Genomic DNA, 16752 nt, shown 5'->3' with positions numbered 1-16752 from the left:
GCCGTCATTGGATGGCGCCGGGGCCCAGCAGGCCGGGCGCCGCCAGGAACGCGCCCAGGCGTCCTTGGGAGGCCAAGAGCAGGTCGCAGCATTCGCGCACCGCGCCGCTGCCGCCGGCCTGCGTGGAAACCCAGTGGGCGGCCTGGCTGACATAGCCGGGCGCGTTGGGCACGCTGGCTGCGAAACCCGCGCGTTGCATGGCCGGCAGGTCGATGATGTCATCGCCCATGTAGCCGGTTTGATTCAGTTGGACACCCGAGCGCTGCGCAAGTTCTGCCAGTGCTGAACCCTTGTCGCGCACGCCCTGCATCACTTCCGAGATGCCCAGTTCGGCGGCGCGGCGGGCAACGATGGGGCCCGAGCGGCCCGTCATCAGCGCCACCGTCAGGCCACCTTCCATCAACAGGCGCAGGCCGTGGCCGTCCAGGGCGTGAAAGCGCTTTTGCAGTTCGCCGCCTTCACCGTAATAGAGGCTGCCGTCGGTCAACACGCCGTCCACGTCGAACACCATCAGGCGCACGGCGGCGGCGCGGTCGCGCACGGTAGCGGGGATGCGGGCAAGAACCAGCGCTTCGGCCGGGTGAGTCACGGAAGCAGGAAGAGTCATAGTCATACCACTTTAGCGGCCATCAGATCATGCATGTGCAAGGCGCCCAGCAGCGCGCCGTCTGCGTCCAACACCAGCATCTGGCTGAGACGAAGCTCGTCCATCTGCTGCGCGGCCTCGACGGCCAATGCGTCGGGGGGGATGCTGCGTGGCGATCGGGTCATGCCCGCCTCCACGGTCAAGCTGCGGATATCGCCGTGCCGGGCAATCAGGCGGCGCAAGTCGCCGTCGGTGAAGATGCCCAGCGGGCGGTGTTGCGCGTCCGTCACGACGGTCATGCCCATGCCCTTGGCGGACATCACCTCAAGCGCTTGCGACACCGGCGTGCCGGCAAGCACGATGGGCAGGGCGTTGCCCTGGCGCATCACGTCGCGCACCAGCGTCAGCAGGCGGCGGCCCAGCGCGCCACCAGGGTGGGACCGCGCGAAATCCTGTGGACTGAAGCCGCGCGCTTCCAGGCAGGCAACCGCCAGGGCATCGCCCAGCGCCAGCGCCGCCGTGGTGCTGGCGGTGGGCGCCAGATTCAAGGGGCAGGCTTCCTGCGCCACGCTGCCGTCCAGATGCACGTCGGCCAACTGCGCCAGTTCGGATTGCGGGTTGCCGGTAATGGCCACCAGCTTGGCGCCCATGCGGCGCGCCACCGGCAGGATGGTCAGCAATTCCTGCCCGGCCCCTGAATAAGAGATGGCGATGACCACGTCGTCTTTCGTGATCATGCCCAGATCCCCGTGCACCGCTTCGGCGGCGTGCACGAAGAAGGCGGGCGTGCCCGTCGAGGCGAAGGTCGCGGCGATCTTGCGGGCGATGTGCCCGGTCTTGCCGATGCCGGTGACCACGACGCGGCCCCGGCAGGCCAGCAGCAGCGCGACAACCTGCGAGAACGAATCGTCCAGCCGCGCGGACAGGTCCAGCAGGCCTTGGCTTTCGACTTGCAAGGTGCGGCGGGCGGATGCCAGCGCGGCATCGGACGAAGTGATGGGATGATCAGTCATGCGGGGATTTTAATATCAGTGGGCGGGTTTGCCCCCGCCAGGGCCGTATGGCATTCTGGCGGCTCTTTTCAACGGCTTTCAATTCTTCTTATCCAGGCCCGCTCCATGTCCAGCATTTCCAGCCCCGTCCTTGGCACGCCCCTGTCCCCCCTGGCCACCCGAGTCATGCTGCTCGGTTCGGGCGAATTGGGCAAAGAGGTCATCATTGCCCTGCAAAGGCTGGGCGTGGAAGTCATTGCGGTGGATCGGTACGCCGACGCGCCGGGCCATCAGGTGGCGCACCGTGCGCATGTGGTGTCCATGACCGACGCGGACGCCCTGAAAAAGATCATCCAGCAGGAACGGCCGCACGTTATTGTCCCCGAAATCGAGGCCATTGCCACCAGTTTGCTGGTCGAGCTGGAAGCGGCGGGCGTGGCCCGCGTGACGCCGACCGCGCGCGCCGCCCAGTTGACCATGAACCGCGAGGGCATCCGCCGCCTGGCGGCCGAGACGCTGGGCCTGCCCACTTCTCCCTACCGTTTTGTCGACACCGAAGAAGAATTGCGCGCCGCCATTGACGGCGGCATCGGCTACCCCTGCGTCATCAAGCCGGTGATGTCCTCGTCCGGCAAGGGCCAATCCGTCATCAAAAGCGCGGATGACGTCGCCCAGTCCTGGCGCTATGCCCAGGAAGGCGGCCGGGTAGGCGGGGGCCGGGCGATTGTTGAAGGGTTCATCCGCTTCGACTACGAAATCACCCTGCTGACGGTGCGCGCGCGCGGCGCCGACGGCAAGGTCGAAACCCGTTATTGCGAGCCCATCGGCCACAAGCAGGTTGACGGTGACTACGTTGAAAGCTGGCAGCCGCATCCCATGTCGCCCGCCGCGCTGGAACGCGCCCGAGAAATCGCGCTGGCCGTCACGTCGGATCTGGGCGGCCTGGGCATCTTCGGTGTCGAGCTGTTCGTGGCGGGGGACCAGGTCTGGTTCTCGGAAGTCAGCCCGCGTCCGCATGACACCGGCATGGTCACCCTGATTACCCAGACCCAGAACGAATTTGAACTACACGCCCGCGCCTTGCTGGGCCTGCCGGTGGACACCAGCCTGCGCCAGCCCGGCGCCAGCAGCGTGATCTATGGCGGCGTGGACGCCGCCGCCGTGTCCTTTCACAACGTGGCTGAAGCGCTGGCCGAACCGGGCACCGACATCCGGCTGTTCGGCAAGCCCGAATCCTTCGTCAAGCGCCGCATGGGCGTGGGCCTGGCCGTGGCCGACGACGTGGCCGCCGCCCGCGCCAAGGCCAAGCGCGTTTCCGCCGCCGTGACCGTCAAGGCGGGCTAAAAGCTCGGGCATCCCATTTCCTCAGGCTTTCCCCACGCCTGGGCCTCTTGATGTGGCCCGGTGCCGGCTCTTGGGGAAGGCTCTCAGGACAGGCTGTCCGGGCAGGCTCTCGGGGCAGGCTCTATTAGATAGCCTGAATAGCCGCAGGTTTTTCCATACCTTCACAGCCGCCGCGCCCTTCAGGCCGGTGGCTGTTGTCGTTGCCTGTCACCCGCACCCCTGACCGTGGTTGCCACCCGGTCGTTTCCCCCCTTGTCATCTCAGCCCGTCGTATTCCAGCCAAGAAGCGTCGCTTGCGTCTTTGCCCCTGCCGATATTGTGGTTTGCGCAATCGCACAGTTTGTTCGATAATTTCAGAAATTTCTGAAAGCGGTGTAACTGGATTTCTCCAGATCGCCGCGCTCTAGTCCTTCGGCGCAATAAAAACATGGTTCTTACCCCTCAAAACGAACGTTTCGTCTTGCACTTTGGCGAAATGGGCAGCCGTTGGGGTGTGAACCGCACGGTTGGCCAGATCTACGCGCTGCTGTTCCTGCACCCGGATCCCCTGAATGCCGACGAAATTGCCGAGACGCTGGGTTTTTCGCGCTCGAACGTCAGCCTGGGCCTGAAGGAGTTGCAATCGTGGCGCCTGGTCAAGCTGGTCCACCAAGTCGGTGACCGGCGCGATTACTTCGAAACGCCCAAAGACGTTTGGGAAATCTTCCGCATCCTGATGGAAGAAAAGCGCAAGCGCGAAATCAATCCCACGATGACCCTGCTGCGCGACACCCTCCTGGAGACCCCGTCGGGGCCCAACGACGCCTACGCGCAACAACGCATGACCGAAATGCTGGAACTCATCGAACTGTCGTCTGGATGGTTCGACGAGGTTCAACGCCTGCCCCCGGAGACCGTGCAGAAGCTCATGCGACTGGGTTCGCAAGTGCAGAAAGTGCTGGGCTTCGCCGGCAAATTGCGGGGCAAGGATTGAGCTGCCATGCGCCCCGATTTTTCAGGAAACTGCTATGAAGTTGTATCCATCGCCCGTAACATGGCGCCAGAGTCGGCCTGGGAACCACGCCGGTTGCCACGGTGTCTTGACTGCTTGGGAGCGCCCCAATGATTGATCTAGACGTCGTCAACCTGTCGCGATTCCAGTTTGCCGCGACCGCGCTTTACCATTTCCTGTTCGTCCCCCTCACGCTTGGCCTGTCGTTCATGCTGGCCATCATGGAAAGCGTGTACGTCATGACCGGTCGCCCCATCTGGAAACGGATGACGATGTTCTGGGGCACGCTGTTCGGCATCAACTTTGCCTTGGGCGTGGCCACCGGCGTGGTGATGGAGTTCCAGTTCGGCATGAACTGGTCCTACTACAGCCACTACGTGGGTGATATTTTCGGCGCGCCGCTTGCGCTGGAAGGGCTGATGGCCTTCTTCCTGGAAGCCACCTTCGTCGGCCTGTTCTTCTTCGGCTGGAACCGCATGTCCAAGGTCAGCCACCTGGTCGTGACCTGGCTGGTGGCGTTCGGCACCAACTTTTCGGCGCTGTGGATCCTGATCGCCAACGGCTGGATGCAGAATCCGGTGGGCGCCATCTTCAACCCCGACACCATGCGCATGGAGATGACCGACTTCGCCGCGGTGATCTTCAACCCGGTGGCGCAGGCCAAGTTCGTGCACACGGTCAGCGCCGGCTACGTCGCGGGCGCCATGTTCGTGATGTCGATCAGCGCCTGGTACCTGCTGAAGGGCCGTCATACCGACCTGGCCAAGCGCTCGATGGCCGTGGCCGCCAGCTTCGGCCTGGCGGGCGCGCTGTCGGTGGTGGTGCTGGGTGACGAAAGCGGCTACCTGACCACCGAGCATCAGAAGATGAAGATCGCGGCCATGGAATCCATGTGGCATACCGAGCCCGCGCCCGCGTCCTTCAACCTGATCGCGATACCCAACCAGGCCGAACGCAAGAACGACTTCGCCATCGAGATCCCGTACGTCATGGGCATCATCGGCACGCGTTCGCTGACCACGCCGCTGCTGGGCATCGACGACCTGATCCTGCGCGCCGAAAACCGCATCCGCGACGGCATGGTGGCGTATGAAGCCTTGCAGAAGATCCGCGCCAACCCCAAGGACACGGACGCGCGCATGGTCTTTGACAAGACCTGGCCGGACCTGGGCTACGCGCTGCTGGTCAAGCGCTATCAAGAAGACATGACCAAGGTGACCGAGGCCGACATCAAGCAGGCCGCGATCGACACCGTGCCAAACGTGGCGCCGTTGTTCTGGGCGTTCCGCATCATGGTCGCGGTGGGCATGTACCTGATCCTGTTCTTCGGCGTGGCGTTCTGGCTGGCCTCGCGCGGCCGCCTGGACAGTCGCCGTGGCTTGTTGAAGGTGGCGCTGTGGAGCTTGCCGCTGCCGTGGGTCGCCATTGAAAGCGGCTGGTTCGTGGCCGAGTATGGCCGCCAGCCCTGGGTGATTGAAGGCGTGCTGCCGACGTACTACGCGGCATCCGGCCTGACGATTGCCGACCTGGCCATCAGCCTTGCCATTTTCCTGGTGCTGTACACCGTCTTGCTGATCATCGGCGTGAAGGTCATGTTGCACGCCATCAAGGCGGGTCCGAAATCCGATGGGCCGGTGGCAAGCGACGCCGCCGCCGATCCTGTGCGCGCCGCCGTGCGCGCCTAAGCGGAGACAAGCACATGGATACCCTGATTCCTTTTGATTACGGCACCTTGCGTGTCATCTGGTGGGTGCTGCTGGGCGCCTTGCTGATCGGTTTTGCCGTCATGGACGGCTTTGACCTGGGCGTGGCCGCCTTGCTGCCCGTGGTGGCCAAGACGGACGCCGAACGCCGCATCGTCATCAACGTTGTCGGCCCGGTCTGGGAAGGCAACCAGGTGTGGTTGATCACGGCGGGCGGCGCCATCTTTGCCGCGTGGCCGTTGTTGTACGCAGCATCCTTTTCCGGCTTCTACCTGGCGATGATGCTGGTGCTGATCGCGCTGATCCTGCGCCCCGTGGGCTTCAAGTACCGCAGCAAGATGGAAGGCACGCGCTGGCGCAACAGCTGGGATGGCGTGCTGTGCTTTTCAGGCGTGGTGGCCTCGCTGGTGTTCGGTGTAGCGATGGGCAACATCATCCTGGGCGTGCCGTTCACCTTTGACCCCGTGACGTTGCGGCCCATCTACGAAGGGCACTTCTATCAGCTGTTCGCGCCGTTCGCCTTGCTGGCCGGCGTGCTCAGCGTGGTGATGCTGGCCATGCACGGCGCGGTGCTGCTGGCCTGGCGCACGGACGATCCCGTGTCCTCGCGCGCCCGCAATTGGGGGCGGCTGGCCGGCCTGCTGACCGCGGCGCTGTTCGTGGCGGGTGGTTTCTGGGTGGCCGGCGGTATAGGCGGCCACACCATCACCAGCGCGGTCAACATGGGCGGCCCGTCCGACCCCATGCTCAAGACCGTGGCGGTGCAGTCCGGTGCGTGGATGGCCAACTACGCGACGTGGCCGTTGATGTGGATTGCGCCCGCGCTGGGCGTGGGCGGCGCGCTGCTGGTGGTGCTGCTGTTGACGGCGCGCGCCAACATGCTGGCGTTCCTGGCATCGGCGTTGTCGATCACGGGCGTCATCCTGACGGTGGGTTTTGCGCTGTTCCCGTTCGTCATGCCGTCCTCGACCAAGCCGCAAGCCGGCCTGACCATCTGGGACGGTTCGTCCAGCCACCTGACGCTGTGGATCATGGTGATTGCCGTGGCTGTGTTCCTGCCGATCGTGACGCTGTACACCGCCTGGGTGTATCGCGTCATGCGCGGCAAGGTCACCCATGAATCCGTGGGCGGCACGCCCAATTCGTACTAAAAGGAGCCGCCTCATGTGGTATTTCTCATGGATACTCGGCCTGGGCCTGGCATGCGCTTTTGCCATCCTCAACGCCATGTGGTTCGAGCTGCGCGAAGGTCACTCGCACGACCCGCGCGTCAGCCGTAACGACGAGTGAGCGGCGGCGCCAGCAGCCTGGAGCATGACCCGTCGGCCAGTTTGCAGAAGCCGCCGCGCGAACAATCGCGGTGGTTGATGACGCTGGCCAAGGCGGCCAGGCCCGGCTTGATGCTCGCCGGCGCCGCGCCGCTGGTCAGCGGCGCGTTGCTGGTGGTGCAGGCGTGGTTGCTCGCGCGTGTGCTGGACGCCGCAATCGTTCAGCACGCGCCGCGCCAGCAACTGCTGGCCAGCATCCTGGCTATCGCGGCGTTGATGCTGCTGCGCGCCACCATCACCTGGGCGGGCGAACGCGCCGGCGCCGATGCCGCTGAACGCATCAAGCGTCACGTGCGCCAGTCCTTGTTTTCACGAATGGTAGCCAAGGGGCCTTACTGGACCCGGGGCAAGGCCTCGGGCGAATTGGCCAGCGCGGTCGTGGACCAGGTGGAAGCCCTGGACGGCTTCTTTGCCAAATACCTGCCCGCCATGGCCGCCGCGGCGTTATTGCCCGTGGCGTTTTCGGTGGTGTTGCTGCCGGTGGACGTGGTGGCCGGCCTGGTGCTGCTGATCACGGCGCCGCTGATTCCCTTGTTCATGGCGCTGGTGGGGTGGGGCGCGCAAGGCGCCAGCCGCCGCCATTTGCGCGCCTTTGCCCGCTTGTCGGGCTTCTTCGCGGATCGCTTGCGCGGCTTGTCGACACTGAAACTGTATGGCCGCGCCGACGCCGAAGCCGCCTCGGTCGTGGCCGCCAGCGACGCGCTGCGCCAGCGCACGATGTCGGTGCTGCGCATCGCATTCCTGTCGTCCGCCGTACTGGAATTCTTCGCCGCGCTGGGCGTGGCGGGCGTGGCCGTGTACATCGGCTTGACGTACCTGGGCTTCCTGGATGTGCGCTGGTCGCCCCTGACGTTGCAGGCGGGCTTGTTCTGCCTGCTGATGGCGCCCGAAGTCTACGCACCGCTGCGCCAGTTTGCCGCGCATTATCACGACCGCGCCACCGCGCTGGCCGCCGTGACGCAAATCGCGGTGCTGTTCGACGGCTTGCCCATGGACGATGCCGCCGAACCGGGGCGGGTCCAAGGGCAACCGCAACCGCAACTGCAACTGCAACCGCAGCCGCAGCCGCAGCCGCATTCGCAACCGCACTCGCCATCGCAACCGCCACCGCAAAGCCCCCCCTACGCCACCGCCCGATCGCACTTGTCGGCGGCGGCACTGTCGGTGTCTGCGCTGACCGTGCTGGCGCCGGGCCGCGCGCAACCGGTGCTGTCTGATGCCTCGCTAACGCTGGCGCCCGGCGAACACGCCGCGTTGATGGGTCCCAGCGGCATCGGCAAGTCGACGCTGATCGAGGCCATCGCCCGCCTGCGCCCCTACCAGGGCCACATCCTCGTCGACGGTCGGCCGCTTGAGGCATGGGACGAAGCCGCTTTGCGCGGGCGCGTGGCGTTGATCGGCCAGACGCCCCAGCTATTGGCCGGGTCCATCGCCGACAACATCCGCCTGGGCCGCCCGGCCGCGTCCGATGCCGACGTGCACGAAGCCGCGCGCCGCGCGTGCGCGCTGACGTTTACCGACGCCTTGCCGCAAGGCCTGGATACGCTGCTGGGCAGCCGTGGCCATGGCTTGTCAGGCGGGCAGGCGCAGCGCGTGGCGCTGGCGCGCTTGTTCCTGCGCGACCCGGGGCTGATCCTGCTGGACGAGCCCACCGCGCATCTGGACGAAACGACGCAGGCGCGCGTGCTTGAGGAAATTCTGAAATTTGCCGGCGGCCGGACCTTGTTGCTGGCCACGCATTCGCCGGCCGTGGCCGCGCGCGTCGGCCGGGTGCTTCGGCTGGCCAACGGCGGCTTGGAAGACGCATGAAGAATCTGCTGTTGCTGCTGCCGCTATACGCACGCCGAAAAAGCGGGCTTTTGCTCGCATTGTTCTGTGCGTTGGCTACCGTTGCTGCCGGCGTCGGCTTGCTGGGCGTGTCGGGTTGGTTCCTGACGGGCGCGGCCTTGGCGGGGGCGGGCGGTGTGTTCAACCTGTTTGCCCCGTCCGCGCTGGTGCGCGGCCTGTCGTTCCTGCGCATCGTGTCCCGCTACGCCGATCGCGTGGTCGGGCATTCCGCCACGCTGCGCCTGTTGGCCGACCTGCGCGCCATGGTGTTTGGCGCGTTGATCCGTTTGACCCCGAGACAACTCGCCCGCTATCGCAGCGGCGATCTGGTCGCGCGCATGACGGGCGACGTCGACGCATTGGACACGGTATTCCTCTTTGTGCTGGCACCCTTGGCGACGGCCGTGTTGGCCGGCGCCGTCTTGACCGCCGTTTTGGGAATGTGGGTGCCGGCAGCGGCGTTGACGTTTGCGCTGGCCTTGCTGACCGCCTGCGTGCTGGTGCCGCTGTGGCTGCTGCGCGCCGCGAAAAAACCCGGCGCGGCCGCCCAGGAAAGCGCCGCCGGGCTGCGCGCGGCGACCTTGGACGCCGTGGAAGGTCACGCCGATATGGTCGCGCTGCACACGCAGGCGCAGACCGCCGAACATTTTCAGCACCTGTGCGAGGCCAGCGCGCGCGCTCGACGCAGCCAGGCGCGTGTCGCCGCACGCGGTCAGTGGTTCTTGCAGGTCGCCGCGGGTGTGTCGGTGCTGGCATTGCTGTGGTTCGGCCTGGGCACCCACGAAGCGGGCGGTATCGACGGCCCCGTACTGGTCGGGCTACTGCTGGCGGTGATAGGCATTTTTGAGGTGGCCGGCCCCATCATGCGAGGCGCGTCACGCATGGGCTCTGCCATGACTGCCGCCGCGCGCATCCGTGAAGTCACGCAGGCCCAACCCGACATGCAGGACCCCGCCCACCCGCGCGGCTTGCCCCAAAGCGGCGCGCTGGAGCTGGACGGGGTGACGTTTCGCTACCCGGCGCGGTCGGCGGACCCCAGTCCCACCGTGCTGGACGGCATCCAGTTGCATGTCGACCCGGGTGAACGCGTGGCCATTCTGGGCGCCAGCGGCGCGGGCAAGTCCACGCTGTTGCACCTGATCCTGCGGCTGGAAGATCCGCAAGCCGGGCAGGTGCGCTTTGGCGGCGTCGACGCCCGCGCGTGCACGCAGCGGGATTGGCACCGCCGGATTGCCTTGTTGTCGCAAGATGCCCCCGTATTCCTGGGCACGCTGCGCACCAATCTGTTGATCGGCGACGCCGACGCCGATGACGCGGCGTTGTGGCGCGCGCTGGATGCCGCCCGCCTGGGCGACTTTGTGCGCGCGCTGCCGGAAGGGCTGGACACCTGGGTTGGCGAAACGGGGTCGCAGTTGTCGGCCGGGCAGGCGCGCCGCCTGTGTCTGGCGCGCGCCTTGTTGTCGCCGGCGGCCCTTATCGTGCTGGACGAACCCACCGCCGGGCTGGACGCCGCCGCCCAGGCCAGCTTCTTCAACGACCTGGAACGCGCGGTGACCGGCCGGTCGGTGGTGCTGGTGACGCACGCCGCGCTACCCCCCGGCGCCGTGCACCGCAGCCTGCAATTGTGCAATGGTCAATTACATGACCTGTCATCGCTGCCGGCATTCCTGGCTTAAGCGCGGTGGCAGGGTTATAGTTCGCCTTGCTTCAATTCTTCAGGCCCGCCTTTCATGCAGACCGACAACGCCGAGACCATCCGGCGCACCATCCGCAGCGTTCCGGACTGGCCCCAACCTGGTGTCATCTTCCGCGACATCACGCCCGTCCTGCAGGACCCGCGGGCGTTCCGGGTTTTGATCGATCTGTTCGTCTACCGCTATATGCGCCAACGCCTTGACCTGGTGGCCGGCATCGACGCGCGCGGCTTCATCGTGGGCAGCGTGCTGGCCTACGAGCTGAACCTGGGCTTTGTGCCCGTGCGCAAAAAGGGCAAGCTGCCTTTCCGCACCGTGGCCGAGGAATATTCGCTGGAATATGGCAATGCCGCCGTCGAGATGCACACGGACTCCGTGCGCACCGGCCAGCGCGTGCTGCTGGTCGACGACCTGATCGCCACGGGCGGCACCATGCTGGCGGCCATCAAGCTGTTGCAGCGACTGGGCGCCAACGTGGTCGAGGCCGCCGCGATTATCGACCTGCCCGATCTGGGCGGCTCGACCAAAGTGGCCGAAACCGGCACGCCGCTTTTCACCGTCTGTCAGTACGGCGCGGCCACGCCGTAACCGCCGCTCGCGCTTAGGAATCCGACAGCCTGGGCTGGATGAAATCCAGAAACGCCTTGGTCTTGGCGGGCAACATGCGCGAGGGCAGCAGCGCAAACAACGGCAGCGGCGTGAGGCTCCAGTCGGGCAGCACCCGCACCAGCCCAGACTGCTTGATGGCGCGTTCCATCGCGTCGAACACCAGCAGCGGCGTAATGCCCAGCCCCTGGCTGGCCAGCCGCCCCAACATGCCGACGTTGTTGGCTGACAGCCTGCCCGATACCTGCACGCGTTCCACTTTGTCTCCCGAATGCAGCATCCAGAACGACGATTCCTCGCGCATGGTGGGGCGCAGGCATTCGTGGTGCGTCAGGTCACCCGGCACGCGCGGTTCGCCATAGCGCGCCAGATAATCCGGCGACGCGTACAACTGGTGCGCCATCAGCACGATCTTGCGCGAAATCAGGCTGGAATCGGGTTGCTGCCCAAAGCGCAGGATCAGGTCGAACGGATTGCTGATCGGGTCGATCGGACGCATGCTCAGATCGAAATCGCATTCGATATCGGGATGCTGCTCGCGAAATTCGCTGATGACGGCCGGCAGGAACAGCTGAGCCAGGCTGGTTGGCAGCGAGATACGCAACCGCCCCTTGGGCTGCACCGCCATGTCCAGCAACTGGTCGTGCGCAATGCGTGCTTCTTCAACAATATGGCGGCAGCGTTCGAAATAGATCGCGCCGGCTTCGGTCAGGTCGATCTTGCGCGTGCTGCGGTTCAGCAACCGCATCCCCACGCTGCGTTCCAGTTCGCTGACACGGCGCGACAGCGTGGACGTTGGAATATTCAAGGCTTCGGCGGCGTGGCTGAAGTTCTTGCGCTTGGCGACTTCGACAAAAAGCGCGATGTCGTTAAGCTGGATATCCATGGGGTCCTCGACTCTGTAAATTCCATTTCTGGCAGGTTTGTATGATAAATGGATTTATTGTCCCGCCAGCTGAAATGTCTATTTCCTTGCGCTGAATATCGGCTTCCTGGTTCGTGCTGTCCGGTTTTGCCCCGCCGGCTTGCGGCAAGCTGAACGACCGCAAGGCTTGCCACGCCCTGCGCCGCTGTGACGTCCCAAGACTGCGGGCACGATTGCTCAAATATTGCACCGCTGCCGCCCAGTGCATCAGGCGATTGTCCCATCCGTGCAAATATGTTCACCAAATTAAGGGTTTTTACTAAGCCGGATTTTCCAGATACTTCGTCCCAGCAATCAAACAGTCACATCGCGGCTGCCATTCTGGCGCCGGACGCTGTGCAAGGTTTAGGATGGAGTCATCACAATGAAAGCCCTAGCAACCGCACTCATGGTTACCGCAACCCTGGTTGGCATGACCGCCGCCCACGCCGATGGCAAGACGCGTGAACAGGTCCAACAAGAACTGCAAGCCGCCAAGGCCGCCGGCCAGGTCACGTTTGGTGAACTGGACTACCCGCCCGCCACGGTGCAGCAAACCGGTCTGACGCGCGAGCAGGTTCAGCAAGAACTGCAAAGCGCCAAGGCCGCCGGCCAAGTCACCACCGCTGAACTGGACTACCCGCCCCGCGCCACCGTGTCGCAATCCGGTGGCAAGACGCGCGAGCAGGTCCGCCAGGAACTGGCCGAAGCCAAGGCGCGCGGCGAATACACCTTTGGCGAATTGGACTACCCGCCCAAGGGCAAGTAAGCCCGCCGATCGATTTGTTGCACCACCCGTACCCGCTGGTCACGAAAAAACCCCTTGAGACGCCAAGGGGTTTTTTATTCGCCGGTCATTCGTGTCGGCACGTCCAAAGCCCCGTCCAGTGTGGCGTTTTTGCCGCATAACTGGTCGGTGCGCACAACAAGTGCTGTCGGGAAATTCTGGCGCATTGAACATCGATGCGCGGCGCGCCACTCAATGGCGAGCAAACATTCGCATTTATTTTCAAGGCCTTAAGCGCACCGCCGCACTGCGCTGCACCGCCGTCGCGGCCGCATTATCCCAACCATGGAAAGTAGTTCGTCGAAATCCGTGTTACTTCGCGTTGCAGCACGCCGGACACTAGCGTCAGTGCAGACGCCGCTTGCGAATCGCAGCGGCACGCAGCAGGCCCGCCGTTTGGGCGTGGCCGTTGCGCATGCCTTTTCATCTCGCCATTTTGGGGTAACTGTTATGAAGAAGACGCTATTGGCCGTCGCGTTGCTGGCAGGCTTTGCCAGTGCCGCGCAAGCCGCCGACTCCGTGACGCTGTACGGCTTGATCGACGCCGGTATCGGCTACGAACAAGTGAAGTTCAACGGTGTGAAGCAAAGCCGTATCGGCGGCGTGCAGGGCGTGAGCAGTGGCTCGCGCTTCGGCCTGCGCGGCACGGAAGACCTGGGCGACGGCCTGCGCGCCGTGTTCACTTTGGAAGGCGGCTTTGGCCCGATGAACGGCAAGTCGGCCCAGAACGGCCGCCTGTTCGGTCGTCAAGCCACGGTGGGCCTGGACAGCGATTCCTGGGGTCGCCTGGAATTCGGTCGTCAAACGAACCTGGCCTCGAAGTACTTTGGCTCCATCGACCCGTTCTCGATCAGCTACAACACCGCCAACATGGGTACGACGTTCGGCAGCGCCAACACGATGCGCCTGGACAACATGGTGCTGTATCAAACGCCCAGCCTGGGCGGCTTCAAGGCCGGCGTCGGCTATTCGTTCAGCGCGGATGACACCGTCAGCGACACCACGCAGACCGGCTTTGCCACGGGCAACAACAACCGCGTGCTGACCGTTGGCGCGCAGTACGTGAATGGCCCGCTGAACCTGGCCGCCGCATACGACCGCTTCGACCCGACCAACGATCGCGTTGGCGGCAAGAGCGCCGCGCGCATCCAGGAATACATCGTGGGTGGTTCGTACGACTTTGAAGTCGTGAAGCTGGCTGCCGCATTTGGCCAGACGCGCGACGGCTGGTTCGTGGGCCAGAACATGGGCACCACGCCGGAAGGCATGAACAACCTGGGTTCGTTCAAGCTGGCCGATGGCTTTCGCGCCAACTCGTACATGATCGGCGCCACCGTGCCGTTGGGCCGTCACGCCATCTTCGGTTCGTGGCAGCGCGCCACCCCCGGCAACGACAAGCTGACGGGCGATGACGCCACGTTCAACGTGTACAGCCTGGGCTACACCTACGACTTCACCAAGCGCACCAACCTGTACGCGTACGCCTCCTACGGCGACAACTACGCGTTCCAGCACGACGCACGCGACACCGCCGTCGCCGTGGGCTTGCGCCACCGCTTCTAATCGGCGGGACGCCTGGCTGAACCCTGCTGAATGCGCGGCTTATCTCCGTAGGCCGCCGAGTGACAGCGAGCCCCCCTTGGGGTTCGGCCGGGCGTCTTTGACGGACAGAAGGGAAGGGCCTCCAGATGGAGGCCCTCTCGCATTGTGGGCAGCGTGTTGCGGGGTAGCGCGTCGTCTACAGGAACAGCTTGTAGGCCGGGTTCTCGGTCTCGTTCCAGTGGGGATAGCCCAGTTCGGCCACAAAAGCGCGGAACTGTTTCTTGTCGGCGGGCGGCACCTGGATGCCGATCAGGATGCGGCCATAGTCGGCGCCCTGGTTGCGATAGTGGAACAGGCTGATGTTCCAGTCCGGATTCATCGCGTTCAAAAAACGCATCAGCGCGCCCGGGCGCTCGGGGAATTCAAAGCGGTACAGCAGTTCGTTGCGCGCCAGCGCCGACCGGCCGCCCACCATGTGGCGCAAGTGCGTCTTGGCCATTTCGTCGTGCGTCAGGTCCAGCGTGTCAAAGCCGTGGCGGCGGAAATTGGCGGCGATCTTGTCGGGCTCGGCGGCCGAGGACACCTGGATGCCCACGAACACATGCGCGCGGTCCGCATCGGAAATCCGGTAGTTGAACTCGGTCACGCTGCGTTCGCCCACCAGTTCACAGAAGCGGCGGAAGCTGCCGCGTTGCTCGGGCATGGTTACGGCGAAGACGGCTTCGCGCATTTCGCCGACTTCGGCGCGTTCAGCCACAAAGCGCAGGCGGTCGAAGTTCATGTTGGCGCCGCAGGCGATCGCTACCAGCGTCTTGCCCTTCAGGTGGTGTTCGGCGGCGTATTGCTTGGCGCCGGCCACGGCCATGGCGCCCGCCGGTTCCAACACGCTGCGCGTGTCCTGAAAGACGTCCTTGATCGCGGCGCAGATCGAATCCGTGTTGACCACGACAAAGTCGTCCACGTATTGACGCGTCAGCTTGAAGGTTTCGGCGCCCACCATCTTGACGGCGGTGCCGTCCGAGAACAGCCCGACGTCATTGAGCTGCACGCGGCGGCCGGCGCGCACGCTGCGCAGCATGGCGTCGGAGTCTTCGGTCTGCACCCCGATGATCTTGATTTCGGGGCGCAACTGCTTGATATAGGCCGCCACGCCCGAGATCAATCCGCCGCCGCCGATGGCCACGAAGATGGCGTCGATGGGGCCGGGGTGCTGGCGCAGAATTTCCATGCCCACCGTGCCCTGGCCCGCGATCACGTCGGGGTCGTCAAAGGGGTGGACGAAGGTCAGCTTTTCTTTCTTCTCAAGGGTTTGCGCGTGTGCGAAGGCATCGGTGAAGCTTTCACCGGCCAGCACCACTTCGCCACCCAGGCGGCGCACCGCGTCCACCTTCACTTGGGGGCTGGTCGTGGGCATGACGATGACCGCGCGGCAGCCCAGCCGGCTGGCCGCCAGCGCCACGCCCTGGGCATGGTTGCCGGCCGACGCTGCGATCACGCCGCGGTTCAGCGCGGCGGCCGGCAGGTTGGCCATCTTGTTATAGGCGCCGCGCAGCTTGAAGCTGAACACAGCCTGGGTGTCTTCACGCTTGAGCAGCACCGTGTTCGACATGCGCGCGGACAGCTGGGGCGCCACCTCCAGCGGCGATTCCACCGCCACGTCGTAAACCTTCGAAGTCAGGATGCGTTTCAGATAATCAGTGGACATGGGCCGCGCACAGAAGCAAAAGTGAGGATTGGGCGAGATTATTGCAGGGAAAGCCGCGTCGCCCGACAGGTTTCTGGTTGCGATGCCGCGACGTGGACGCGCGGGCCGGTTCGATTCCTGATCGTCATTTCCCTGCGCGCGGCTACACTCGCTCCTCATGGAAGAAAGCCTCTTATCCGCTGTTCACTGGTTGCTGGGAATGTTGGCGCTGCCCTCGGTGGGCCTGTCCGCCATCTTCACGGTGTCGCTGATATCCGCCACCTTGCTGCCGCTGGGCTCCGAGCCGGCGGTGTTCGGCTTCATCAAGTTGGCGCCCGACATGTTCTGGCCCGCCATCCTGGTGGCCACGGCCGGCAACACCGTGGGTGGGGCGATCAGCTACTGGATGGGCGTGGGCGCCGAAAAAGCCGTGCAACGGTGGAAGGAAAAGCACCCGCACCCGCATCCGGACGCCACCGAGGGCGGGCGCATGCGCGGCCGCTGGAACGAGCGCGCGCATGACTGGCTGCACCGCATGGGTCCTCCCGCGCTGCTCTTGTCGTGGCTGCCCGCCGTGGGCGATCCGCTGTGCGCCGTGGCCGGCTGGTTGCGCTTGTCGTTCTGGCCGTGCGTGCTCTATATGGCCATCGGCAAATTCCTGCGCTACCTGGCCATGACGGCCAGCCTGCTGTGGTTCTTCCCAGGCCAGATCTAAGCACCGACTTTCAATTTAATCGGGGACGGTAGATATCGTTTTCCCCGCG

The 16752-nt window shown here is 64.8% G+C and carries 15 protein-coding genes; 11 read left to right on the top strand and 4 right to left on the bottom strand.

The genetic code is table 11. From position 1 onward, the window contains the following. Positions 1-4: 4 nt before the first annotated feature. Both KYT87_RS28065 and KYT87_RS28060 read right to left on the bottom strand, forming a co-directional pair. Complete coding sequence (locus KYT87_RS28065; protein ID WP_082134343.1) at positions 5-613, bottom strand: HAD hydrolase family protein; 609 nt, start codon at positions 611-613, stop codon at positions 5-7. Beyond that, positions 610-1599 (bottom strand): SIS domain-containing protein, encoded by a 990-nt coding sequence (locus KYT87_RS28060; protein ID WP_046803082.1) that lies wholly within the window; start codon positions 1597-1599, stop codon positions 610-612. Before KYT87_RS28060 ends, KYT87_RS28065 begins: the two co-directional genes overlap by 4 nt. Before the next feature lie 105 nt (positions 1600-1704). On the opposite strand from KYT87_RS28060, the gene purT reads away from it, so the two are divergent. From purT to KYT87_RS28020, 8 genes are all read left to right on the top strand, one after another. Beyond that, positions 1705-2922: a formate-dependent phosphoribosylglycinamide formyltransferase gene (gene purT, locus KYT87_RS28055; protein ID WP_219991358.1), complete on the top strand. Its 1218-nt coding sequence runs from the start codon at positions 1705-1707 to the stop codon at positions 2920-2922. Positions 2923-3349: 427 nt separating this feature from the next. Further along, positions 3350-3895 carry a GbsR/MarR family transcriptional regulator gene (locus KYT87_RS28050; RefSeq protein ID WP_104142636.1) on the top strand — a complete coding sequence of 182 codons (546 nt, stop codon included), beginning with the start codon at positions 3350-3352 and terminating at the stop codon, positions 3893-3895. 128 nt (positions 3896-4023) lie between these two features. Then, complete coding sequence (locus KYT87_RS28045; protein ID WP_046803085.1) at positions 4024-5598, top strand: cytochrome ubiquinol oxidase subunit I; 1575 nt, start codon at positions 4024-4026, stop codon at positions 5596-5598. 14 nt (positions 5599-5612) lie between these two features. Next, positions 5613-6767 (top strand): cytochrome d ubiquinol oxidase subunit II, encoded by a 1155-nt coding sequence (gene cydB / locus KYT87_RS28040; RefSeq protein ID WP_104142637.1) that lies wholly within the window; start codon positions 5613-5615, stop codon positions 6765-6767. A gap of 13 nt (positions 6768-6780) precedes the next feature. Further along, positions 6781-6906 carry a cytochrome bd-I oxidase subunit CydX gene (gene cydX, locus KYT87_RS28035; RefSeq protein ID WP_046803087.1) on the top strand — a complete coding sequence of 42 codons (126 nt, stop codon included), beginning with the start codon at positions 6781-6783 and terminating at the stop codon, positions 6904-6906. Beyond that, the gene (cydD, locus tag KYT87_RS28030) at positions 6903-8753 is read left to right on the top strand and encodes a thiol reductant ABC exporter subunit CydD (protein WP_219991357.1); all 1851 of its coding nucleotides are present in this window, start codon (positions 6903-6905) and stop codon (positions 8751-8753) included. The genes cydX and cydD overlap by 4 nt, the downstream gene beginning before the upstream one ends. Beyond that, positions 8750-10447: a thiol reductant ABC exporter subunit CydC gene (cydC, locus tag KYT87_RS28025; protein WP_219991356.1), complete on the top strand. Its 1698-nt coding sequence runs from the start codon at positions 8750-8752 to the stop codon at positions 10445-10447. The genes cydD and cydC overlap by 4 nt, the downstream gene beginning before the upstream one ends. A 54-nt stretch (positions 10448-10501) precedes the next feature. Next, positions 10502-11053, top strand: a complete 552-nt coding sequence (locus tag KYT87_RS28020; RefSeq protein WP_046803090.1) for an adenine phosphoribosyltransferase — start codon at positions 10502-10504, stop codon at positions 11051-11053. 13 nt (positions 11054-11066) lie between these two features. On the opposite strand, the gene KYT87_RS28015 is transcribed toward KYT87_RS28020, so the two are convergent. Beyond that, entirely contained in the window at positions 11067-11957 is an 891-nt protein-coding gene (locus tag KYT87_RS28015; RefSeq protein WP_046803091.1) for a LysR family transcriptional regulator, read from the bottom strand. Positions 11958-12360: 403 nt separating this feature from the next. Here KYT87_RS28015 and KYT87_RS28010 point away from each other — a divergent pair, with 403 nt between their 5' ends. Further along, positions 12361-12744: a DUF4148 domain-containing protein gene (locus KYT87_RS28010; protein ID WP_219991355.1), complete on the top strand. Its 384-nt coding sequence runs from the start codon at positions 12361-12363 to the stop codon at positions 12742-12744. A gap of 468 nt (positions 12745-13212) precedes the next feature. Next, positions 13213-14325 carry a porin gene (locus KYT87_RS28005; RefSeq protein WP_104142642.1) on the top strand — a complete coding sequence of 371 codons (1113 nt, stop codon included), beginning with the start codon at positions 13213-13215 and terminating at the stop codon, positions 14323-14325. A gap of 175 nt (positions 14326-14500) precedes the next feature. Here KYT87_RS28005 and ilvA read toward each other — a convergent pair whose 3' ends face one another. Next, positions 14501-16009 (bottom strand): threonine ammonia-lyase, biosynthetic, encoded by a 1509-nt coding sequence (ilvA, locus tag KYT87_RS28000; RefSeq protein WP_046803094.1) that lies wholly within the window; start codon positions 16007-16009, stop codon positions 14501-14503. 157 nt (positions 16010-16166) lie between these two features. Here ilvA and KYT87_RS27995 point away from each other — a divergent pair, with 157 nt between their 5' ends. After that, a complete protein-coding gene (locus KYT87_RS27995; RefSeq protein ID WP_104142643.1) occupies positions 16167-16703 on the top strand; it encodes a YqaA family protein in 537 nt (178 codons plus the stop codon). Positions 16704-16752 lie beyond the last annotated feature (49 nt).

The organism is Achromobacter sp. ES-001 (assembly GCF_019448355.1).
In the GTDB taxonomy this organism is placed as follows: domain Bacteria; phylum Pseudomonadota; class Gammaproteobacteria; order Burkholderiales; family Burkholderiaceae_B; genus Achromobacter; species Achromobacter spanius_B.
The sequence above is the reverse complement of the archived record's forward strand: the minus strand, read 5'-3'. Positions and strand labels throughout refer to the sequence as shown.